General features: G+C 66.7%; 24 protein-coding genes. 12 read left to right on the top strand and 12 right to left on the bottom strand.

All coding sequences use genetic code 11. The annotated features are described in order from the left end of the window. A complete protein-coding gene (locus HBE63_RS12500) occupies positions 1–1119 on the top strand; it encodes a PDR/VanB family oxidoreductase (RefSeq protein WP_166905029.1) in 1119 nt (372 codons plus the stop codon). A 4-nt stretch (positions 1120–1123) separates the two neighbouring features. On the opposite strand, the gene HBE63_RS12495 is transcribed toward HBE63_RS12500, so the two are convergent. Further along, positions 1124–1621: an NUDIX domain-containing protein gene (locus tag HBE63_RS12495; protein WP_166905028.1), complete on the bottom strand. Its 498-nt coding sequence runs from the start codon at positions 1619–1621 to the stop codon at positions 1124–1126. Between the two features lie 197 nt (positions 1622–1818). On the opposite strand from HBE63_RS12495, the gene HBE63_RS12490 reads away from it, so the two are divergent. Further along, positions 1819–2118: a hypothetical protein gene (locus HBE63_RS12490; RefSeq protein ID WP_166905027.1), complete on the top strand. Its 300-nt coding sequence runs from the start codon at positions 1819–1821 to the stop codon at positions 2116–2118. 101 nt (positions 2119–2219) lie between these two features. Then, positions 2220–2990 (top strand): SGNH/GDSL hydrolase family protein, encoded by a 771-nt coding sequence (locus HBE63_RS12485; RefSeq protein ID WP_166905026.1) that lies wholly within the window; start codon positions 2220–2222, stop codon positions 2988–2990. Here the strand turns inward: HBE63_RS12485 and HBE63_RS12480 are convergent. Further along, positions 2987–3550 (bottom strand): hypothetical protein, encoded by a 564-nt coding sequence (locus HBE63_RS12480; RefSeq protein ID WP_166905025.1) that lies wholly within the window; start codon positions 3548–3550, stop codon positions 2987–2989. The two genes, HBE63_RS12485 and HBE63_RS12480, sit on opposite strands and share 4 nt — an antisense overlap. Positions 3551–3623: 73 nt before the next feature. Continuing rightward, positions 3624–4424, bottom strand: coding sequence for a nuclear transport factor 2 family protein (locus HBE63_RS12475; protein ID WP_166905024.1), 801 nt, complete (start codon positions 4422–4424; stop codon positions 3624–3626). Positions 4425–4515: 91 nt separating this feature from the next. On the opposite strand from HBE63_RS12475, the gene HBE63_RS12470 reads away from it, so the two are divergent. The 3 genes from HBE63_RS12470 to HBE63_RS12460 all read left to right on the top strand — a co-directional run bounded on the left by HBE63_RS12470 (position 4516) and on the right by HBE63_RS12460 (position 7183). After that, the gene (locus HBE63_RS12470; RefSeq protein WP_166905023.1) at positions 4516–4911 is read left to right on the top strand and encodes a hypothetical protein; all 396 of its coding nucleotides are present in this window, start codon (positions 4516–4518) and stop codon (positions 4909–4911) included. Positions 4912–4988: 77 nt separating this feature from the next. Further along, complete coding sequence (locus tag HBE63_RS12465; RefSeq protein WP_166905022.1) at positions 4989–5426, top strand: hypothetical protein; 438 nt, start codon at positions 4989–4991, stop codon at positions 5424–5426. An 83-nt stretch (positions 5427–5509) separates the two neighbouring features. Beyond that, positions 5510–7183 (top strand): acyl-CoA synthetase, encoded by a 1674-nt coding sequence (locus HBE63_RS12460; protein WP_166905021.1) that lies wholly within the window; start codon positions 5510–5512, stop codon positions 7181–7183. Positions 7184–7193: 10 nt separating this feature from the next. Here HBE63_RS12460 and HBE63_RS12455 read toward each other — a convergent pair whose 3' ends face one another. Then, the gene (locus tag HBE63_RS12455; protein WP_166905020.1) at positions 7194–7652 is read right to left on the bottom strand and encodes an SRPBCC family protein; all 459 of its coding nucleotides are present in this window, start codon (positions 7650–7652) and stop codon (positions 7194–7196) included. A gap of 5 nt (positions 7653–7657) precedes the next feature. Further along, complete coding sequence (locus HBE63_RS12450) at positions 7658–8842, bottom strand: cytochrome P450 (RefSeq protein WP_166905019.1); 1185 nt, start codon at positions 8840–8842, stop codon at positions 7658–7660. A gap of 108 nt (positions 8843–8950) precedes the next feature. Between HBE63_RS12450 and HBE63_RS12445 the strand changes: the two genes are divergently transcribed. Then, a complete protein-coding gene (locus HBE63_RS12445) occupies positions 8951–10432 on the top strand; it encodes an AMP-binding protein (protein WP_166905018.1) in 1482 nt (493 codons plus the stop codon). 249 nt (positions 10433–10681) lie between these two features. Next, entirely contained in the window at positions 10682–11242 is a 561-nt protein-coding gene (locus HBE63_RS12440; protein ID WP_166905017.1) for a hypothetical protein, read from the top strand. 10 nt (positions 11243–11252) lie between these two features. Here the strand turns inward: HBE63_RS12440 and HBE63_RS12435 are convergent, their stop codons facing one another. After that, positions 11253–12158 carry a hypothetical protein gene (locus tag HBE63_RS12435; RefSeq protein ID WP_166905016.1) on the bottom strand — a complete coding sequence of 302 codons (906 nt, stop codon included), beginning with the start codon at positions 12156–12158 and terminating at the stop codon, positions 11253–11255. A gap of 174 nt (positions 12159–12332) precedes the next feature. Here HBE63_RS12435 and HBE63_RS12430 point away from each other — a divergent pair, with 174 nt between their 5' ends. Beyond that, a complete protein-coding gene (locus HBE63_RS12430; protein ID WP_208301446.1) occupies positions 12333–13187 on the top strand; it encodes an SDR family oxidoreductase in 855 nt (284 codons plus the stop codon). Next, positions 13180–14445, top strand: a complete 1266-nt coding sequence (locus HBE63_RS12425; protein ID WP_166905015.1) for an MFS transporter — start codon at positions 13180–13182, stop codon at positions 14443–14445. The genes HBE63_RS12430 and HBE63_RS12425 overlap by 8 nt, the downstream gene beginning before the upstream one ends. A gap of 7 nt (positions 14446–14452) precedes the next feature. Here the strand turns inward: HBE63_RS12425 and HBE63_RS12420 are convergent, their stop codons facing one another. Beyond that, positions 14453–14848, bottom strand: a complete 396-nt coding sequence (locus HBE63_RS12420; protein ID WP_166905014.1) for a DUF4267 domain-containing protein — start codon at positions 14846–14848, stop codon at positions 14453–14455. Positions 14849–14869: 21 nt separating this feature from the next. Then, positions 14870–15031, bottom strand: a complete 162-nt coding sequence (locus HBE63_RS12415; RefSeq protein ID WP_166905013.1) for a hypothetical protein — start codon at positions 15029–15031, stop codon at positions 14870–14872. A gap of 119 nt (positions 15032–15150) precedes the next feature. On the opposite strand from HBE63_RS12415, the gene aceA reads away from it, so the two are divergent. Beyond that, positions 15151–17430, top strand: a complete 2280-nt coding sequence (aceA, locus tag HBE63_RS12410) for an isocitrate lyase ICL2 (protein WP_166905012.1) — start codon at positions 15151–15153, stop codon at positions 17428–17430. Positions 17431–17457: 27 nt separating this feature from the next. Here the strand turns inward: aceA and HBE63_RS12405 are convergent, their stop codons facing one another. The 4 genes from HBE63_RS12405 to HBE63_RS12390 form a co-directional block, all read right to left on the bottom strand. Continuing rightward, positions 17458–18228: an SDR family NAD(P)-dependent oxidoreductase gene (locus tag HBE63_RS12405; protein WP_166905011.1), complete on the bottom strand. Its 771-nt coding sequence runs from the start codon at positions 18226–18228 to the stop codon at positions 17458–17460. Next, positions 18215–19216 (bottom strand): hypothetical protein, encoded by a 1002-nt coding sequence (locus HBE63_RS12400; protein WP_208301444.1) that lies wholly within the window; start codon positions 19214–19216, stop codon positions 18215–18217. Before HBE63_RS12400 ends, HBE63_RS12405 begins: the two co-directional genes overlap by 14 nt. Before the next feature lie 64 nt (positions 19217–19280). Beyond that, positions 19281–20432 carry a sulfotransferase gene (locus HBE63_RS12395; protein WP_166905009.1) on the bottom strand — a complete coding sequence of 384 codons (1152 nt, stop codon included), beginning with the start codon at positions 20430–20432 and terminating at the stop codon, positions 19281–19283. A 1-nt stretch (position 20433) separates the two neighbouring features. Then, positions 20434–21309 (bottom strand): SDR family NAD(P)-dependent oxidoreductase, encoded by an 876-nt coding sequence (locus HBE63_RS12390; RefSeq protein ID WP_166905008.1) that lies wholly within the window; start codon positions 21307–21309, stop codon positions 20434–20436. Between the two features lie 122 nt (positions 21310–21431). On the opposite strand from HBE63_RS12390, the gene HBE63_RS12385 reads away from it, so the two are divergent. Beyond that, complete coding sequence (locus HBE63_RS12385) at positions 21432–22385, top strand: LysR family transcriptional regulator (RefSeq protein WP_166905007.1); 954 nt, start codon at positions 21432–21434, stop codon at positions 22383–22385. The last annotated feature ends 1 nt before the right edge of the window (position 22386 follow it).

Below are 22386 nucleotides of genomic sequence, written 5' to 3'. Positions count from 1 at the left end.
ATGTCGCCTCTGCTGTCCCGCTACCGTCAGTTGCCACCGAGCGCGTCGGGGCGGTTCCGGCACGATCCCATGCTCGGTTTGGCCGAGGTATCCATCGCCACCATGTGGGGGGTGAGCCGCTTGCTGCGGCGGCCCTCGCCGCCACCTGAACTGGACCGCACGATCACGTTGACCGTGACCGGGCGGGAAGTGGTTGCCCATGACCAGGATGTCATCGCGCTGACCCTGGCCGCGGCTGACGGCGGCCCGCTGCCACAGTGGTACCCGGGCGCGCACATCGACCTACATCTGGCCAGCGGACGGGTCCGGCAGTACTCACTGTGCGGTGATCCCACAGTCCGCCACAGCTACCGAATTGCGGTGCGGCGCATACCCGATGGCGGCGGCGGTTCCGTCGAGGTACACGACAGCCTCCAGGTCGGCGGCCGGGTGAGCACTCACGGCCCGCGCAATGCGTTCGCCTTGACGGTGCCCGGCTACGGGTCGCCCGCCCAGCGTTTCCGCTTCATCGCGGGCGGCATCGGCATCACCCCGATCCTGCCGATGCTCGGGTTGGCGGCGCGATTGGGTGTCGACTGGTCGATGGTGTACGCCGGACGCAGTCGCGACAGCCTCCCGTTCCTGGACGAGCTCGCCCGGTTCGGCGGCCGCATCGAGATCCGCACCGACGACGTCGACGGACTGCCCGGAGCCGACGACCTTCTCGGCGACTGCCCCGACGGCACCACCGTGTACGCCTGCGGTCCGGCCCCGATGCTGACGGGAATCCGGACCACGCTCGCCGGCCGTGACGACGTGGAGTTGCATTTCGAAAGGTTCGCGGCGCCACCGGTTGTCGACGGCGCAGAGTTCTCGGTGACCGTCGCCTCTACCGGGGCCACGGTGACGGTGGGAGCCGACGAGACCCTGCTTGCGGCGCTGGGCCGGGCCGGGGTGGATGCCCCGTACTCATGTCAGCAGGGTTTCTGTGGCACCTGCCGAATTCGGACCGTTCCGGGCACCGACGGGACTGTGCAACACCGCGATACGTTGTTGACGGACCCGGAGCGCGACGCCGGGTATCTGCTGACCTGCGTGTCGCGGGCCGAGGCCGGGCACCGGCTGACGCTCGAGCTCTGAGTCGCTACCCGCCCTCCGGGGTGCCTTCGCCGTAGCCGGCCAGCTCGGGTGCGGCCATCAGCTGGTCCAACAGGGGACGCTGTCCGCTGAGCAGCTTGATACGGGCTACCGCCACCGAAACCCATGCGACGCGGTCGATTTCGGGGAACTCGACGAGCCGCCCCGACCCTTTAGGCAGCTCGACGCTGAACGTGTTGCTCACGGCTGTGGCGGGATCGAAGTCCCCGCGCACCGCGAACGCGGTGACCACCTTGCCTCCCGCCTGCCGCACCGGGGTTAGGTCGATGCGCGGGCCCGCAGGCGGGGGCGAGCCGAGTTCCTCGGTGAACTCGCGTTGCGCCGCCAACCATGGGTCCTCGCCGTCGACGTACTCCCCCTTGGGCACCGACCACGCCGCGGCATCCTTGCGGGCCCAGAACGGCCCGCCCGGGTGGGCGATCAACACTTCGACCTCCGCCCCGGCGAGACGGTACAGCAGGACACCTGCGCTCAGCTTGGCCACTCCGTGCACGCTACGCGGATGCCGCGTTCCCAGATGTGACGCACGACTCGTCAATATTTTCGGTCAGCCGGAATTTAGATTGTGAACTGCCGGTTAACTATTGAGTAACACCTAAACGGAGATCACGACGGCGCTTGGGCGGGTAGCCGTCGTCGGTACCACGCGAAACAACAGAAGAGCGAAAGAAGGCACCAAAGATGATGAGGATCGGACTTGCCACGGCACTTGCCGGCGCGGCTGCCGCAGCGGTGATCGGCCTGGCGGCACCGGCCCAGGCGGCACCGACCGGCCCGGGCAACGCCCAGCAGACCATCAGTCAATTGCAGGCTCAGGGCTACAAGGTGATCGTCAACCACGTCGGCTCCACCCCGTTGGACAAGGCCTCCGTGATTGCCGTGCGACCGGGACAGACCTACAGCCGGACGGATTCCAGTAGCCCGGGCGGCGATTTGCAGACGACCGTGCTCAACAAGACAGTTTACGTAGATGTGAAGTAAGCCCAAACATCTCGGAACATCAAGGAGGGGCGCCCTTTTCGGGCGCCCCTCCTTGGTGTCCGCGCGAAGCGGCCGGGCCGGTCGGCGCTAGAGTCGCCAGCGTGCGACGTTTTACCCGATATGTCGCCCTCGGTGACAGCCAGACCGAAGGGCTGTGGGATGGCGACGACAGCGTCGGCCTGATGGGCTTCGCCGACCGTCTCGCGGTCCGCCTCGACGGGCTCCATCCGGGGTTGGGTTACGCCAATCTCGCCGTTCGCGGTCACCGCATCGGCGACGTGCTGAACACCCAACTCCCCACCGCGTTGTCGATGCGACCCGACCTGGTCACCGTCTGCATCGGCATGAACGACGTGACCCGGCCCGGGCGCTCGTTCACCCGCGCGTTGGGCGACCTCGACACCGTCTACCGCACGCTCGCCGCAACCGGCGCCACCGTCGTCACCACGACGTTCCCTGATATCACCCAGATCCTGCCGGTGGGCCGACTGCTCGGGAAGCGGGTGGTCCGGATCAACGACACGATCAACGACGCCGCCGATCAGTACGGGTTTCACCTCGTCGATCTGTACTCGGCCCCCTCGATGCGCGAACCGGAAACCTGGAGCCAGGACCGGGTCCACGGGTCGGCGAAGGGACACGGCCTGTTCGCGGCCGCGGCGGCCGAAGCGCTCGGATTGCCTGACAGCAACCATGATTGGGCCCTGGCCACCGGCCCGGACCAGATCCAGTCGTTTCGGTCCCGGGCCTATTCACAACTGCTGTGGACGCAGAACATGCTCATGCCGTGGCTGTGGCGTCATCTTCGCGGCCAGTCCGGAGGCGCGGGCCGCTCAGCCCGGCGGCCGGCCCTGATGTATCTGAGCGCCTAGACCCCGCCCCATGCGGAGTCGAGCTCCTTGGCGACGTCGATCACCTTGGCCTGCTCCGACGCCGGGCTGTCGATCTCACCGGCCACGTGCGCGGCGATGAACCGTTTGATCTCCGCGTCGACGCCCGCCAGTACGCGCAGTAGCTCGGCGCGCAGCGACGTGGAGGTGACGTGGATCGAGATGTCGGACGGCCGCGGCTTCTTCACGTCGAGGATCAGCAGGAGCGGCTCGGCGGCCAACGCCGAAGCCCGCAGGGCGATCTCACCGAACACCATGAACTTGGGCCGGTCGATGCGTAGGTCGATCACCATGTCGATCTCCAGCGGAATGCGGATGGAGAACGTGATGGTTTCGCCCACAATGCGGCTCACCCGGGGCTTTTGGATCTTGACCCGTGCGGTGACCTTGGCGATCTTGCCCGGCCCCTGGGCGATCGGACCCATCTCGAACGCGTCGCCGGCGATCGAGCCGATGGCGTCGCCGACCCGGTCCTCGGATACCGCCACCTCGAAGAACCGGCGCCCGAATTCCTCGTAGGTGATGTAAGCGTGATCAGCCATGATCCCTCTACGGTCTCACGACGGTGTGTGGCGACGGTGAAGCCGGGCCGTAATGCGCGTCACGTCGCGTCGTTCACGCCGCGTCAGCGAAGTACCGCAACCGGACTACGGCGACCGGCCCGCTGCTGAGATCGGCGATCAGTACGGCCCGGCGCCCGTCGCGGTCCAGCCCGGCCACGAGGCTGTGTCCGGACCCGATCAGTTTGCGCCAGGAGGCACCCGAGGTGCGTTCCACCAGCCCGGAGGTGCTCAGCGGGATGTCGTCACCGGAGTAGATGTCGGTTTCGGCGTTCAATCGCCGTTGCACCGCCACCGTGTCTCCGGCGCACAGGTCGTCGAGCAGCCCGGAGACCAGCCGCCGGCCTGCCCGCCCGGCACCGGCCATTCCCTTGGCGAAGCCCACCGCGCCCGCGGGTCCCTGGTTGCGCAGCAACGCCCCGGTCAGGCGTAGCCCGACCGGCACAGCACCGAGTCCGGCGCGGGCGAACTGTCCGATCATCGCGGGCAGCTCCCAGTACGCCTGGAGCTGGTCAACCCGCGGGCCGGCCGGGTCGGCGGTGACGGTATAGCGCAGATAGGCCGGAATCCGCATGGTGACCGATGGGCTCATGGCGACCTCAAGCTCGAGATCACGGATCACCGTGGAGCCGGCAACGACGTCGACGTCGCGGTGGAAGGTGATGTCGCGCGGGGCGATGAAGGTGTCGTAGAACCGCGATATCTCGGCGGGCCCGCGGTGCGGCCGGGAGCCCACCGGGTCCTCGACCTCTCCGCCCGCAGCGAACAGTCCCACCCATCCTTGACGGTCGTGCGCGCCCGCTGCCTGCGGTGACAATTCGACGGTGGCTAGCAGGTCGTCCCGTGTTAAGGCCATATGCTTCGTTTACCATCCCACCCGCCGCCGCGTGCGCGCACACTGGTGTTTTGACACCTTGAGATTGCCCACAACCACCGAGGAGAGCGCCATGAGTGGCAGTGGACCGTTCGGATTCGACCCTGAGGACTTCGACCGCGTCGCCCGTGAGGCCGGCGAAGGGTTGCGCGATGCCCTCGACGGGTTGGGCAAGTTCATCGGTAATCCCGGCCAGGCGACCGGTTGGGCCGGATTGCTCGATGAGTTCGCCCGGTTCTCCCGGCCCAGAGCGGAGCCGGAGACCACCGGCGAGAAAGGTGACGGGGTGTGGGCCATCTACTCCGTCGACGAGGCCGGCGGCGCCCATATCGAGCAGGTTTACCCCAGTGAGCTCGAGGCCCTGCGGGCCAATGCCGGCAATACCGATCCCGGCCGTCGGGTCCGGTTCCTGCCCTACGGCATCGCCGTCGGCGTGCTCGACACCGATACCACCGATACCGGCGAGTAACAACGGCCCGAAATGTCGTCTGCCGACCTCCGCGACCGGCTAGGATTCTGCCCCAAAGTCAACGAACTGGGTGGGACATGATTCGCGAACTCTTCGCCACGACGGCGATCGCCGCTGCGGCACTGGCAACAGCGATTTCCGCGGCGCCGGGTGCTCTTGCCGACGACAACAGCAATATGTATCCGGACAATCCCGGGCGCTATCCGACCGATGTCCCCGGGATGAGCTACGAGGCTTCCAACGGCGCACCGTGCTTCAGCTGGGAACGCAATGTGTTCGGCCGCGGCCCGGGCGGCACGGCGATGCAGTGCAAGTGGATCCCGAATCAGTGGCCCCCGGTCTATACCGGCTTCTGGACCTACGCCTATCCGTTGAACGGTGTGCAGGAGATCGGCTCACCCTGCCCGGGGCCGCAGGAGGCGGCGCAGTCGCCTGATGGCCGGCCGATGCTGTGCCTGGGTGAGCAGGGCTGGCAGGCCGGCATCCTGACCGGAGACGGCTTCTTCCCGGTCTGAGGCGCGGTCACAGACCCTCGGCCATACAGCTGAATGCTCCGTGTATGGTCGTGGGGCCCGAATCCGTGCACACCAGGAGTGCCATGAGCGCTGACGTGAAGTTCGACCTGTCCACAGTGTTCTCGACGGTGGCGAAAGCCATCGGCGATCAGACCTTCCTGGTGTGGCGGGACCGCCGGTTGACCTACAGCGAGTTCGACGCCCGCGTCGACGGCTTCGCCCACTACCTCGTCTCGGCGGGCCTCGGCACGCACACCGAGCGCGACGCGCTGGCCGGGCACGAATCGGGTCAGGACCACCTCGGCATCTACCTGCGCAACGGCAACGAGTACCTCGAGTCGATGATCGGCAGCTACCGCGCACGGGTGGCGCCGTTCAACGTCAGCTACCGCTATGTGGAGGAGGAACTCCTCTACCTGCTGGCCGATTCGAACGCCCGCGCGGTGATCTACAACGCCGAGTTCGCTCCCCGGGTGGCCGCGATCCGCGACCAGCTGCCCAACCTGCAGGTCCTGATCCAGGTCGATGACGAATCCGGCAACGAACTGCTGCCGGGTGCCGTCGATTACGAGACGATCCTGAAAACCCCTGCGCCACAGGCGGGAATGCCGTCTCCGTCGGGCGACGATCTATACGTCCTCTACACCGGCGGCACCACCGGCATGCCCAAGGGCGTGCTGTGGCGCCAGCACGACATCTTCCTGTCCTCGATGGGTGGCCGGCCGTTCGGCAGTGACACCTTCATCGGTTCGTACGAGGAACTCGCCGAGCGGGCCGCCACCGCGGGCGGCGGATTGTCGCTCCTGATGATCCCGCCGTTCATGCACGGTGCCGCCCAGTGGGCTGCCTACAACGCCATCACCATGGGCGGAAAACTCGTCATCCCTGACGATGTGGTGAAGATGCGTCCGGACAACGTGCTGGAGCTCGCCGCACGCGAACGGGTGCTGAGCATCCCGGTGGTCGGCGACGCGATCGCCCGCCCGCTGATCGACGAGATCGAGAAGGGCGACTACGACCTGTCCGGCCTGTTCACGATCACCAACGGCGGCGCGCCGCTCTCCCCGACCGTGCGTGAGCGCATCCTGGCCGCGCTGCCGCATCTGATGCTGCTCGATGCCGTCGGTTCCTCGGAGTCGGGCACCCAGATGAGCGTCGCCTCCACCGCAGGCACCGAGTCCGAGGCAGCCACCTTCAATGCCCAGTCCGACACCGCTGTGGTGGCCGAGGATATGTCTCGGGTGCTCGGCCCGGGCGAGGTCGGCGGCTGGCTGGCACGGCGGGACCTGATCCCACTGGGCTACCTGGGCGACGAGGCCAAGACCGCACGCACTTTCCCCACCATCGACGGGGTGCGCTGGGCGGTTCCGGGCGACCGGGCAAATGTCCTGGAAGACGGGCGGATTCAGCTGCTGGGCCGGGATTCGGTCACCATCAACTCTGGCGGCGAGAAGATCTTCGTCGAGGAGGTTGAGCGTGCCGTCGCCGCGCACCCCGCCGTCTACGACGTGGTCGTGGTCGGCCGCCCCTCAGAGCGTTGGGGCAACGAGGTCGTCGCGGTCGTGCAGTTCGCCGAGGGTGCCTCGGCCACCGACGAGGAACTCGCGAAAGTGTGTGAGCGCGCGATCGCGCGCTACAAGATCCCGAAGGCGTTCGTCCGGTCACCCCAGATCGTGCGCTCCCCCGCGGGCAAGGCCGATTACCGCTGGGCGAAGTCGGTGGCCGCGGAGCACGCCGAAGCGGTCAGCACCTCGTAGCCCGAAAACTTCAGGACGCGAACAGCTTCCCGATCGCGGCGAGCATCGTGGCGTGGGCGGCGACCGCCTGCTCCACGGTGATCGCCAAGAGTGGCCTGGGCGCGGCGATGGTCAGCTCTTCGGTGATCCGGGTGCCGGTGTCGATCGGCGCGAATTCCACCCGACTGTCCAGCCGCACCTGCGGGAACTGTCGGGCCTGCGCACTCACCGCACCTGTGGCGGGGACAGTAAGCCTTGCCCGGTAGGTGATCGGAAGCGAGAACGGCCCCAACGGGATTCGGTCGCGCACCCGATAGTCCTGCCGGTACCCGTCGGCCAGATCCTCCCGGGACGTGCTGCGCACCCATTGCACCAGCGGGTGTACCTGCGAGATGTGGTCCAGGTCGACGTAGAACGCCCGCACCCGTTCCGGCGGCGCGGGTACCTCACCGCTGACACTGCGTCGGGCCTGCCCGATCCAGATGCTCACGGTACTCAGTTCACCACAAGGCGCAGCGTCTCCCAGCCCCGCACTGTCGAGGTCGGCGCCAGTTGCGCACTGTTGTAGTCGATCTCCCATTCGGGGAAACGGTTGAGCAGTTCGTCCAGGGCGACGCGGCCTTCCAGCCGGGCCAGGTTGGCGCCCAGGCAGTAGTGCAGCCCCTTGCCGAAGGTCAGGTGGCTGATGTTGTCTCGATGGATGTCGAAGGTGTCGGGGTTGCGGTAGCGACGCGGGTCACGGTTGGCCGCCCCGAACAGCAGCAGCATCGCGCTGCCCGCCGGCACCATGGTGCCGTTGTACACGAAATCCCTTGCCACCCAACGCGCCACATGCGGACCGGTCGGTTCGAAGCGCAGCGTCTCATCGACCGCGCGGGTCAGCAGCGAGCGGTCCTGATCCACCTCGCGACGCTGGTCGGGATGTTCGGCGAGCACTTTCGCCAGCCAGCCGATGAGCCGGCCGGTGGTCTCGTTTCCCGCACCGGCCACCACCTGCGCGTAGTGCAGAACCTCTTTGCGCTCGAGCTTGCGGGTGACACCGAACTCATCGGTGAACTCGACGTTGAGCAGAGCCGTCATCAGATCGTCGGAGGGGTTGTTGGCCCGCCACTCGACGTAGTCGGCGTAGATCCGGCCGTCGGCGATGCGGTCGGCCTGCACCACGTTCATCGGCGTACCCGGCTTGGTGCGCAGATTGGCGTCGTTGGCGTCGCGCACCCCGATCTGCTCGGATTCCGGTATGCCGAGCAGCATTCCGATCACGCGCATCGGCATCATCGAGGCAAGTTCGGCGATGATGTCGAATCCGCCCGAGCCGACCAGCGGGTCCAGGCAGCGCACGCAGAACTGCCGGATCTGGTCCTCGATCTCGGCCATCCGCCGCGGCGTGAACACCCGCGACATCAACCCGCGCAGCAAGGTGTGCATGGGCGGGTCCTCGAACATCATCACGCCCGGCGGCATGTCGAAGTCCGACTTGACCAGTTCGAGGATGTCACTTCGGCTGTTGGAGAATGTTTCCCAGTCCGACAATGCTTTCTCGACATCTTCGTGCCGGGACAGTGCCCAGAAGTCGTACCGCTCGTTGTAGTAGATCGGGGCCTCGTCCCGGAGCCGGGCGTAGACGGGATAGGGATCGGCGACGATGCCGATGTCGTACGGGTCGTAATAGACGCTCATTTCATCGCCACCCTCCCCCAACTTTGGGCGATCGCCCAATAATTACAATCAGGCCATGTCTAGCAGCCGTCGCCGCGCGTGGTCAAGGGTGCCCCAGGGGGATCCGGCATGAGCCTTCTGCACGAGCTGGTTTCGGCGGCGGCGGCCGAGGCACCGCAGCGCCGGGCATTGGTAACCGACGACGGCGCCACCGCGACCTTCGCCGAGTTCGACCGCCAGATCCGTGGCGTGGCAGGATGGGTGGCTGCCCGGACCGCTCCGGGTGATCGGGTGGCCGTGGTCGCCGACAACAGCGCCGCCTATGCCCAGCTGTATTACGGGGTGCCGCGCAGCGGGCGCGTCCTGACGCTGATCAATCAGCGTCTCAGCCCGGCCGAGCAGGCAGCCCAGTTGGTCACCGCCGGGCCCGCACTGTTGCTCGGCGACGAGCGGTATCTGTCGGCTCTCGCACACACCGGAGCGCCCGCCGTCGCATTCGAATCCGACGAGTGGCAGAAAGCACCCGCGGCCGATCTCCCCTTCGCAGACGCCGAGCCCGACGATCCCGCCTGGCTGCTGTTCACCAGCGGATCCACCGGAGTTCCGAAAGCTGTTGTGCACAGCCACCGTTCGATCCTCGGGGCGGTATGGGGCTCGGTGGCGGGCCGCTCGGTGCAGCCCAGCGGGGTTTACCTGTTGCCGTTTCCCATGTGTCACATCGCCGGTTACAACATGCTGGTGCAGCATGCGGTCGCCGCGACGGTGGTCCTGTGCGCCCAGTTCCGTCCCGAGGGCTTCGCGCACCTGGTGCGTACCCACGAGGTGACCTCGTGTTCGCTGGCGCCAACCATGTTGCATTCGCTGCTCGGCCATCTCGAGCGCACCGGGACCGATCTGCCCACTCTCGACGCGATCGCCTACGGATCCGCCGCGATGCCGCTGGATCTGCTGCGTCGCGCGATCGACACTCTCCGCGTCGACTTCCACCAGGGTTACGGGATGACCGAAACCGGCGGGAATATCACATTTCTCGGCCCCGACGACCATCGCGCCGGGGCCACGGGCCACCCCGAGTTGCTCACCAGTGCCGGCTATCCGCACCGGGACGTCGAGATCGGCATCGCCGACACGGACGGCGGACTGTTGCCGCCCGGGCAGGTGGGCGAGATCTTGGTACGCGGCGCACAGGTGACGCCCATCGAAGGCGGTTGGCTGCACACCGGCGACATGGGTCGCACCGACGCCGACGGCAGGCTGTTCGTCGTCGACCGACTCAAGGACATCATCGTGACCGGCGGAGAGAACGTGTCCTCCCGCGAGGTCGAGGACGCCCTGTCCGGACATCCGGGGGTGGACCAGGTCGCCGTGGTCGCGGTTCCCGACGACTACTGGGGCGAGGCAGTGTGCGCGGTGGTCGTCCCGTCACCGGGGCCCCGGCCGACCGTTGACGAGTTGATCAGCCACGTGCGCGGCACGATCGCGGGTTTCAAGCGGCCACGGGTGGTGTTGTTCACCGAGGCGCTACCGCTGACCGGCAACGGCAAGGTCGCCAAGGACCGCGTTCGCACCTTCGCTCGCACTGCCGTTCTGAACGGTGCCGAGAACGCATAGCAGATCGGGCTTCGTCCGGCTCAGTTCCTGACCCAGTAGCCCCAGCTGTGGTCGCAACGACTGTCATCATCGCCCCGTGGCCAACCCCTCAACGGCCCCGGCATAGCGACAATACGCCGCGCACGGGTGTTTTCCGGGTTTTCCACCAAATGCCTCGGCAAATTTGAGGGCACGTCAATTCAATCCACATTTCGGGAGGCACCACGGTGCTAGCGTTCGGCGTTACCTGAGCGCATCTGGGAGTTCCGCATGCCTACCGACGATCGTGACTGGACCAAGCCCGCCGCGATGGCCATCCCGCCGGAGGGCTATTTCGAACTCAAGGAGGGTCGATACGGCCCCACCTACCCGAGAACGCCCGCGTGCCATGGCTTTTCCATCATCGCGAAGGTGAAGGAAGGCCGTGAGGAGGCGGTGCGCGCCTACGGCAAGCAGATCGAGGCCGCCGTCGCCGCCAACCCCGAAGTCCTTGCGCCACTACGGCTGCACTATTTGCGTTGGCAACTGTTCGACGTTGGCTCGGGCCTGCATTTCCAATACCAGGGCATCTTCGACACCGACTTCGACAAGTACACCGAGGACGCAGTGCAATTGTTCGGCGCCACCGGCATCACCACGGTGTTCACCAATCTGGAAGGGTTCCCGGAGGACTGGAAGGAGAATCCCCAGGCGTTCATCGACTTCGTCCGGGCCCACCAGGTGCCGAGCTTCCTGGAATATGGTGAGTACCCCTACATCACCGCCGACGAGATCAAGAAGGCACTGCGGCTCAAGGCAGCCTTCTCGACCATGCTCGATCAGATGCAATAGCCGGTCTGGACTACGGCATCGCGCCGAGGAACCACAGGCCGGCCACGGGCGCCGGACTCGGCTGGGCCACAGGAACGGCAGGACCCGGTAGCGCCGCGGGAAGTACCGCGGGTAGTCCAGGCCCCGGCGACGGGTCTGCCGCCATGTGCGGCTGGGCGGCGGGTACGGGTAGGTGTGGCTCAGCTGCCGGATGGTGCGGGACGGTAACCGCGACCGGCTGGTGGATCGGCACCGTCTGCGTCTGCGACGGCGCGGGCGCAGCTGGTTCGACCATCGAGACCGGTTCGACGTCCGGCTCGGCAGGCGACTCCGTCACCGCCCGTGTCATGCCCCGCGGGGTGCTGACGGTGACGAGTTGCGGCTCCGCGGCCGCGGAGATGTCAGCGTCGTCGGCGGCCGGGCCCGGTACCGGTTCGACGGACTGCGAGCCGACCGTGAGCAGTCCCGCCGCGATCGCCGCGGCCGCGGCGGCCACCGCCCGTGCCGCGGTGCGCCGGCGCGGGGCCGGGGCCGGGGCCCGGGACGCGGCAGGCCTCGGCGTCCTGGCCACCGCGTTGGTCGCGACAGCCTCTGCGGCGGCCCGGGCGGTGGTGTCGGGCCGTCCGGGGACGATCCGCACATCGTCGAATCCCGCGGCGGCGAGCAGGTCGAGGAGTCGGGCCACGGGGTCATCGCCGTGATCGGAAACGAGGCCGGCCGCGCATACGCCGACCGCGGCCAGGTTCTGACCACTGGCGGCACCGATGGCCTGGGCGCTGCGGGCAGCGGCAGCGGCCCAGGCGGTCACGTCATCGGCGGCGTCGACATCGAAGGCGTCATCATCGAGCGGGGTGAGATCTGTGGTGCGACCATCGCCGCCGACGAGTGCCCAGGCGATGCCGTGCGAAGTCACCGACAGCCCCAGCACTGTCCTCACCCTGCGACCTCGATTCCTCTCGCGTGACCGGCACCCGGCCGCGACGAGCCTAAGTCGCCATGCGCGCATCGGCATCCCGGAGAAGGGGTCGGTAACCGGTTGGGCACCCAGAATTCACCCGGATGCTATTTTGGCCGCCGAACCAGCCCGGATCCGGGCGGCAAGGAGGCGATCATCGGCACATACGCGGTCACCGGGTCCGCATCCGGCATGGGACTGCAGGCCACCCGGCGGCTCCAGGACCTCGGGCACACCGTGATCGGTGTGGACCTCAAGGAAGGCCAGGTGGTTGCCGACCTGTCCACCACGCAGGGCCGCCGGGCGGCGGCCGCGGGCGTGCTGGCGGCGTGCGGCGGAGTTCTCGACGGGGCCGTGCTGGCCGCCGGGCTCGGCCCAGGCCCCGGTGCTGACCGCAACCGGTTGATCGCCGAGGTCAACTTCCTCGGCGTCGTCGAGCTCCTCGAGGCCTGGCGGCCCGCGCTGGCCAAGGCGGACCGCGCCAAAGTCGTGGTGATCTCCAGCAATTCGACGACGACGGTGCCGGTCGTTCCACGCCGGACCATTCGGGCATTGTTCGCGCGCGACACCGACAGGGCGGTCCGCTCACTGCGCCTGTTGGGGCGGAACGGGTCGGCCATCATGTACGCGGCTTCCAAGATCGCGGTCAGCCGCTGGCTGCGGATCAATGCGGTCACCGCCGCCTGGGCCGGTGCCGGTATCCGACTGAACGCGCTGGCCCCGGGCGCGATCCTGACCCCACTCCTGCAGGCCCAACTGGCCGATCCGCGCGAGGGCGCCGCCGTGCGGCGGTTCCCGGTACCGATCGGCGGATACGGCGATGCCGGCCACCTCGCCGACTGGATGTGTTTCATGCTGTCGGACTCGGCCGATTTCCTCTGCGGCAGTGTGATTTTCGTCGACGGAGGCTCCGACGCCTTCTTCCGCCCCCAGGAGTGGCCGAAGGCCGTTCCTCTGCGCCGGCTGCCGCGGTATCTTTGGCGGTTCGCCCGCGGCGTACGACGTGGGTGAGACGGGCCACGTGCACGGACCGCGGCGCGCCTGGGCCGCGGTCGCACTGCTGACCCTGGTCGGAACCCTCAACTACGTCGACCGGTTCCTCCCCGCAGTGCTGGCCGAGCCGATCAAGCACGAGCTCGCCCTGTCGGACACCGCAATCGGGGTGATCAACGGGTTCGGCTTCCTGATCGTGTACGCGGTGCTCGGCGTCGCGGTGGCCCGGGTTGCCGACCGCGGAGCGTTCGGTGCGGTGACCGCCACCTGCCTGACGCTGTGGGGCACGATGACCATGCTCGGCGGTGCCGTGCAATCCGGTTTTCAGCTCGCGCTCACTCGAGTGGGCGTCGCCGTGGGCGAGGCGGGTAGTACCCCGGCCGCACACGCCTACGTGGCCCGCAACTTCGCCCCGTCGCGTCGCGCGGCACCGCTGGCGGTTCTCACCTTCGCGATCCCGCTGGCCAGCGGTGCCAGCCTGATCGGCGGCGGCCTGCTGGCCGAAAATCTGGGATGGCGAACAGCTTTCGTGGTGATGGGCGCGCTCAGCGTGGTGTTCGCTCCGTTGGTGCTGGTGGTGGTCGGTGCCCGCCAGTCGCTGCCGGTGGTAGCGCCCGAGGACCATGGCACGCCGACCAGGTGGTGGGCACTGCTCCGCAAACGCAGTTTTCTGTCACTCGTCGCCGGCACCGCCTGCATCGCGGCCGCGGGTTACTCGCTAACCACCTTCTCCCCGGCCTTCCTCATGCGTACCCGGTCCATGTCGCTCAGTGAAGTGGGGTGGGAGTACGGCCTGGCCACCGGAATCGCCGGTGTCCTCGGGCTGCTGATCGTGGGCCGGCTGGCCGATCGACTGGCCGTGCGCGATCCGCGCTGGTTGCTGTGGATCGTGGTGTTGACCACGGCACTGTTACTGCCGTCGTCGGTGTTGGCTTTCACCGTCGAGAGCCGCGTGGCATGCGTGTGGTTCCTGGCGCTCAGCTACATCATCGGCCCGTCGTACATGGCCCCGTCCATCGCGGCCATCCAGCGTCTGGCGCTGCCCGGGCAACGGGCAACCGCATCGGCGATGTTCTTGTTCTTCAACGCCACCCTCGGGTCCGTCGGCCCGTTCGTCACGGGCCTGATCAGTGACACATTGACGCCTGAGCTCGGCCCACGCGCGCTGGGCCGGGCCCTGCTGATCCTGGTACCGGTGCTGCAACTGCTGGCCATGGGCTGCTATCTGATGGGCACGCGTTGGTACCGCGGCGACATCGTCGAGGTGGGCGCCTAGGCCCGACTCAGTCAGCCGCGCTCTCTGTCGCACGCACCCGGCGCCGGGTGGAGCCCCACAGCCCGACCGCGATGCCGACTACTGCTCCCCCGAGGCCGATGACCTGTTGCGACCGTGGCAGCTGGTCGTGGACCGCGACGCCGCCGAGCAGATCGGCGGCGTCGGCCCCGCCGGAGGCCAGGAACCAGCCGCGGGTGTCCTTGCCGCGCAGCCCGGCCGTCAGCAGCAGGCCACCGATCAGCGCATCGCGATATCCCATCGACCGCCACATCAGCTGCGCGGTGGCGTCTGGTGTGTGCCGTCCACCCCATAGCCGGTCGGCCCGCTTCGGGTCGACGAGAAACGAGACGCCCGAAGCGAATCGGATGGCACCGGCGGCCAGTGCGGCCCGGTCTATCGACATGGCGTGCAGCCTAGCCCGGTGTCAGGCCTTCTTGTTCTTCTTCGGATCGACGACCGTCGGCGGTCCGTCAGGATGCAGCGCACCGCCCTCGTTGAGCCAGTCGGCAATCTCTGCGGCATCTTCGCGCGTGACTGGCCGACGCCTAGTGAACAGCGATTTCACCTTCTTGGTCAGCTTCGACATACCCCGATCGTAGGGGCGAATCGACACAGCGGCCACGGCGACGACTTTTCCGCAACCGGTCCCTCGAATCGTCTCGGCCGCGATACTCGAGGAAGCCGAGCTTGCGAAGGAGCAAACCTATGGCCACCATCGAAGCCAACGCAGAGACGTCACCGTTCCGGGAGGATGTCGAGGCGACCCAGGCCTACATCGACAGTCCTCGGTTCGCGGGCATCACCCGGCTGTATTCGGCGCGTCAGGTCGCCGAGCAGCGCGGCACGATCCCGTCGGATTATCCGGTGGCCCGGGAGGCCGCCACGGCGTTCTTTCCCTACCTACGCGATCTGTTCGCCCAGAAGCTGAGCATCACCACCTTTGGGCCGTACTCGCCGGGTCAGGCGGTCGTGATGAAACGGATGGGGATCAGAGGGATCTACCTGGGTGGATGGGCCACTTCGGCCAAGGGATCCATCAGTGAGGATCCCGGACCCGACCTGGCTAGCTATCCGCTGAGCCAGGTGCCCGACGAGGCAGCCGGGCTGGTGCGGGCGCTGCTGACCGCCGACCGCAATCAACAGTATCTGCGGCTGCGGATGACGCCCGAACAGCGCGCGGCCACCCCGGCGGTCGATTACCGGCCGTTCATCATCGCCGACGCCGACACCGGTCACGGTGGCGATCCACATGTGCGCAACCTGATCCGCCGCTTCGTCGAGTCCGGGGTGCCCGGTTATCACATCGAGGATCAGCGGCCCGGCACCAAGAAGTGCGGTCACCAGGGTGGCAAGGTGTTGGTGCCCTCTGATGAGCAGATCAAACGGCTCAACACCGCGCGATTCCAGCTGGACATCATGCGGGTTCCCGGCATCATCGTCGCGCGCACCGACGCCGAGGCGGCCAACTTGATCGACAGCCGCGCAGATGAGCGTGATCAACCGTTCCTGCTGGGGGCGACGAATCTATCGGTGCCGACGTACAAGTCGTGTTTCCTGGCAATGGTGCGCCGGTTCTACGATCTCGGGGTCACCGACCTCAACGGCCATCTGCTGTATGCGCTGCCCGCCGGTGAGTACGCAACCGCGGAGGCCTGGCTAGAACGCCAGGGCATCGCAGCCGCGATCGCCGAGGCTGCCAAGGGCCACACTGCCGGCGACTCGGTGGACGCCCTGTTCGACAAGGTCGAGTCGGAGTTCGTCGAAGCGTGGCAGGCCGACGCCGGCCTGAACACCTACGGCGAGGCGGTCGCCGAGCTGCTGGAGTTCCGGGAACGCGAGGGTGAGCCGGCCGCGATGAGCGCCGCCGACTGGCGCGGCTTCGCCGCGCGCGCATCGTTGTACACGGCACAGGAGAAGGCGCACGAACTGGGCGCCGATGTGGCCTGGGACTGCGAGCGGGTCAAAACCCCTGAGGGTTACTACCAGGTCCGTGGTGGCATTCCGTACGCGATCGCGAAGTCGCTGGCGGCCGCACCGTTCGCCGACATCCTGTGGATGGAGACCAAGACCGCCGATCTGGCCGACGCGAAACAGTTCGCCGACGCGGTCCACGCCGAGTTCCCCGACCAGATGCTGGCCTACAACCTGTCACCGTCGTTCAACTGGGACACCACCGGCATGACCGATGACGAGATGCGGGCCTTCCCTGCGGAACTCGGCAAGATGGGGTTCGTCTTCAACTTCATCACCTACGGCGGCCACCAGGTCGACGGCGTCGCGTGCGAGGAGTTCGCCACGTCGCTGCAGCAGGAGGGCATGCTGGCGCTGGCCCGGCTGCAACGCAAGATGCGACTGGTCGAATCTCCTTACCGCACACCGCAGACACTGGTCGGCGGTCCGCGCAGCGACGCCGCGCTGGCCGCCTCCTCGGGCCGTACCGCGACCACCAAGTCCATGGGCGCGGGCTCCACGCAGCACCAGCACCTGGTGCAGACCGAGGTGCCGAAGAAGCTCCTCGAGGAGTGGCTGGCGATATGGGGCGACCACTACAAGATCGGCGAGAACCTGCAGGTGCAGCTGCGCCCGCGCCGTGCCGGTTCGGACGTCCTCGACCTCGGTATCTACGGCGACGGTGACGAGCCACTGGCCAACGTCGTCGTCGACCCCATCAAGGATCGGCATGGCCGCAACATCCTAACTGTGCGCGATCAGAACACCTTCGCCGAGAAGCTGCGTAAGAAGCGCCTGATGGATCTGATCCATGTGTGGCTGATCCACCGGTTCAAGCCGGAGATCGTCTACTACGTGACGCCGACGGAGGACAACGTCTATCAGACCGAGAAGATGAAGGCGCACGGCATCTTCAGCGATGTGTACCAGGAGGTCGGTGAGATCATCGTGGCCGATGTGAACCAGGCTCGCATCGACGAGCTGCTGGCACCCGATCGTGAGGCGCTCGGACGGTTGATCCGCAAGGAGGACTGAGGTTTTCGCGGGGTATTCGTACCTCCATCACTGACGCATGTGCGATGCGCCGCCGATGTACCAGGTCTGGCCGTTGATCCATTCGGCGTCGTCGGACAACAGGAACGCGGTGACGGCGGCCAGGTCGGCAGGCCTGCCGAGGCGCGTGACCTTGGCCGCCCTCAGGAACATCTGCTGGATCTGTTGATCGTCCTGACGTTCCTGGGTCTCCCCCATCACCAGGCCCGGCATCACGGCGTTGCTGCGAATACCTTGTGCCCCATAGTTGTTCGCCACGTGGCGGGTGAGCTGGTTGACGGCAGCCTTGGAGGCGTTGTAGGCGACGTGCATCGGGTCGGTGCCCAGCGATCCGCCCGACGAGGTGTTGACGATGCTGCCGCCCCCGTGTTCGAGCAGGTGTGGTAGCACGGCACGGATGGTGCGCACGAAGCCCAGCAGATTGACGTCGAGGGTGCGGTGCCATACCTCGAACGGGGTGTCGAGAATCGTGGTGTCACGTCCGAGGTTGTCCTCCGACAGATCGGCACCGACGTTGTCCAATCCATGGACCGCACCGAACTCCGAGATCGTCGCGTCGACGAGGTACCGAACGGATTCGTCGTCGGTGAGGTCGAATTCGACGGCGATGGCGCTGCCGCCCGACGTGGCGATCGTCTCGACGGTGGCCTTGGCCCCTGCTATGTTGACGTCGCCCACGACGACCGACGCACCCTCGGCGGCCAACCGCTTGGCGGTGCCGGCGCCGATACCCGTCGCTCCGCCGGCGACGATGAACGTCTTGCCCTCAAGCCCGAGCATCGCCGAGGTCAATCTTGTCGACCGGGTTCGAGCGTTCGAGCATGCCGTAGGTTTCCTCACCGTCCCACCGGTAGCGCACGCCGGCCTGTTGCAGGGCCGGGAAGTTCGGGTTCTCCTTCTTCATCTCGCGAACCGAGTATGTGTTGTCGTTGTGGTGGATGTCGTGAGTGGAGAACACCGTCTCCCCCTCGATATGCACCTGGCCGTCGGCGGTTTCCAGCACTACCGACACGTCTTCCCCGAGCGCCTGCAGTTTCGTCAGCCAAGGTGCCTGCACCGCACGGGCCGGGATCAGGTCGCCGTCGCCGGTGAAGACATAGCCCTCGTTGAAGGTGGACTGGCCGTCGTCGCGCGGAGGGTAGGCGATGTAGCCGAATGCCTTGCCGCTGGGGAACACCGCCGATTGCCAGGCGTGACCCCAGAAACTACCCAGTTTGCGTACCCCTTGCCTGCGGATCCGCAGACCGCTGCCGCTGAAGTCCCGGCTGTCCCCGTTGACGGTCACCGAGCCACTCGCCCGGAACAATTGCTCATATCGGGGGCCACCCATGAGGTCGCCCTCCACCGAGTTCCTGATCCGGTCCGCCGCGGCCTGTTGTAACGAGCCCTGGATCCACGGAGGGACAGCCATTTTCGCCTCGATGTGGAACGCCACGTCTACCAGAGGACCATCGGAGATGCCGGCGACCAGATCGGCCGACGATGTCTCGACGGCCTTGCCCGCGTACGTCATCGTCCAGGTCTGAAACGGCTCGACACAGCGGAAGGCCAGCCCGCCCGCTCCGAGAACTGTGGGCTTCCCGTGGGGCCCCTCGGGTGGCAGCGAGGGGGCGCCGTCGCGCAGGCGGTACACCCGCCCGTCAGGGAACGCGAGGTTGATCTGCATCTCGTGGTTGTCCCAGTTCGCGGCGACCGCCTCGATCCCGATGCGGGGCAAGCCGATCTCGCCACGGTCGTCGACTGTCCAAAAGCTCACCGAGTCACGCATTTCCGGGTTGTCCGGGCGGTGGGCGAATACGAATTCGCGGGACGGGTCGATTCCGCCGGTGAGGTCAATTGCCATGCGGGCTCCTGTTCTCGTGAGTGGTCCAACGGGCGGTGTGTTCGGCATACCGGGCGAAGCGGGGCCGAACCTGATCCAGGTCGATGTCGAACATTGCCGGGTCGGCGTGGGAGCTGGGCTCGCGTTCGGCGGCGGCCTGAGTCCACCAACTGTCCATCCGTTGCGCGAATTCGTCGGTTACGGGCTGGCCGAGCCAGGAGTACAGGGCGGTGACCTCGCCGATCGGATCGGCCTGCATAGCACGAAAATCGATGTCGTAGAACCGGTCCTGGCCTGTTCTCACACGGAACTCCAGCGCCCGGTCCATACCGACGGACCAGTGCTCGACGTTGAGCCGGCCAATGTAGGGCCGGTCAATCTGGTCAGTGAAGGTGCCGATGATGTCGGCGTACAGGTCGGCCACCGACAGGATGACGTCGGTCGGATCGCGATGTGTCATCACGAATCTGGCATCCGGGAAGACCTTGCTGACGGCATCCAGCCACAACACATGCGAGGGGCATTTCAGCCGCCATGGCCAGTCGGGTTCACCCCATTGAAGCAGCTTCATCACCCGCCGCTGATAAGCCAGAGTCGTGGTCAGATCGGCCTTTTCCACCAGCCAGGTGGAATACGTCGGTACCTGGGCGAAAGACTGGAACAGATGCGATTTGAAGTCCAGGGCCATCAGCTCATGGCATTCCATGGGGCCGTGCGTGTCCGCCGGGACGTGATGCCGCGTCCCGACCATTTCCCCTTTCCCGGACGGGATTCGGGGATCTGCGCCCAGCACCGTCGACGGCGGCGGGCACGGCTGTGACGACTCCCAGCGCCGCAGGTAACGCACGTCGGGGTCTTGCGCGAGCAGCATCGACAGCGCCGTGGAACCCGTGCGCGGCAGGCCCAGGCCAATGACTGGCGTCATGATGGGTACCTCGTCGATCTCGGGGTGGCGCCGATACCACTCTTCGACCTGCAGTCGCTGAGCCAGATACCCGGTGAGGCGGGGGTAGAGAAACGCCTCGCCCCGCGCGTTCAGCCGGGCCTCGGTATCCAGCGAGGACAGCAGGATCGCCAGGCCCTCCTCGAAGGTGCCGTCGCCGAAGTCCGTCAGGCCGGTCTGCTCGACAGCATCTGCCTTGATGTCGCTGACGGTGGGCATCTCAGTTCATCCACTGCCCGCCGGCGACGTCGATCGTCTGCCCGCACAGGTAGTCGGCCGCCTCCGACGCCAGAAAGGCCACCATGTTGGCCGCCTCCTCGGGTAGCGACGCCCGGCCGAGTTGCACCTGGGTGGTGATGGCCTCCAAGATCGCGCCGCGGCCCGCGAAATGTGCCGGGGTCTTCGGGTCGAGCAGGTACTCCATCATCTCCGGTTTGATCATGATCCCCGGCGCTACACCGAGCACATTCACTCCCCGCGGCGCGACTTCATGTGCGAGGTTTCGGGTGAACCCGACGACGCCCGATTTGCACGCGTTGTACACCACCAGCCCGCGCTGCTGGATGCGACCGCCCACCGATCCGATGTTGATGATCTTGCCCGACCCCTGCGGGAGCAGGAATTCCAACGCGGCATGGGCGCCGTACATCATCATGGTCAGACTGCCCAGCACGGTGTGGTCGATGTCGGCCTTGGTGTGCTTCTCGAACGGGCCACCGACCACCATCACCGGGTTGTTGACCATGATGTCCAATCCGCCCAGCTGCTCGTGTGCGATGTGAATCGCGTCGTGCACCTGATCCCAGTCCGACATGTCGGCCTTCACCGGGTGCGCGTTGACGCCCCACCGCTGCTCGATGTCGTGCGCGCGGCGTTCGACTTTCTCGAAAGTGCGTCCGATCAATGCGACGTCGGCCCCGAGCCCGGCCAAGCGGTTGGCGATGGCCTGGCCGAGTCCATCGCCACCGGCACCGGTGACAAACGCTTTCTTGCCCGAAAGATCCATCAACTCGGTGACTCGTTTGTCGATGATGTGCCGGGGCAGGCTGTCGAGATTCAGTGCCGCGATGGCGTCGGCATCGTTATGGACCGTCATGGGGTTGGCTCCTCTCACCATGGCTTCGAGGGAAACGCTAGGGCCGCGGCCGAATGGTGAGGTAATACCGATTTCGGAATCCAGTCATGCCGATATTCGATGGCTGGTATATCTCGAAGTGTATGGACACCCACCGGCTCAAGTACTTCCTGCGCATCGCAGAGGAACGCTCCATCACGCGCGCGGCCGGCGTGCTGGGTATCGCCCAACCGGCGTTGAGCCGTCAACTGCAGCTGCTCGAAGAGGACCTCGGCGTTACGTTGTTCACCCGCACCCGGCGCGGTGTCGAGCTGACCGAGGCCGGTGAACGGCTGCGGGCCTCGACGGCCGGGCCGCTGCGGCAGCTGGAACTGGCCGTCCAGTACGCCGGGACGCCGTTGGCCCGGCTCGACCGGACCCTGCGTCTCGGCCTACCAGAGTCGACCGTCGACCTGCTGGCCGCACCACTTCTCGGCAATCTGACGACCGTGTTCCCCGAGGCGACGTTCTCGGTGACCGCCGGGAGCACCGACCATCTCGTCGAGGCCATGCTCAAAGGTGCCGTCGACATAGCGCTCATCAACCCGGTGCCCGATGAGCGAGTCTTCTATCGAGAGTTGTTGTCCGAACAGCTGTTCTTGATCGGCGGACCCGAATCGAACCTCGACGCCACCCGCGCCGTCGGGTTCGGCGATGTCGTCGGGTTGCCCCTCGTGGTGCCACGGTCGGCGTCGGGCGTCGGTACGGCGCTGCAGAATGCGGCGCTGCGCACGAAGGTCACGTTCCGTCACCAGACGACAACCGATTCCGTTGCCGTGATGAAGAACGTGATCGAGGCGGGTATCTCCTACGGGGTCTTGCCTCTGTCGGCATGCCGTCGCGAAATCGATGATGGGCGTTTGCGATTCGCACCGATCGGAGATGCGTCCCTGACTCAGCGGCTCGGTGTCGCCGCGACGGCACAACTCGACCTGCCACGCGAACTCAGCGTGAAGATCGGCGACAACATCCGTGAAGAAGTCGCGGCCCTGGTCAAGTCCGGTACGTGGACGGCCGACCTGATGGCCACCCGGCCCTGGAATCCGATGCAGGGCTGAG

It is taken from the genome of Mycobacterium sp. DL440 (assembly GCF_011745145.1).
In the GTDB taxonomy this organism is placed as follows: domain Bacteria; phylum Actinomycetota; class Actinomycetes; order Mycobacteriales; family Mycobacteriaceae; genus Mycobacterium.
Note: the sequence above shows the minus strand (reverse complement) of the source record. Positions and strands in the feature narration are given on the sequence as shown.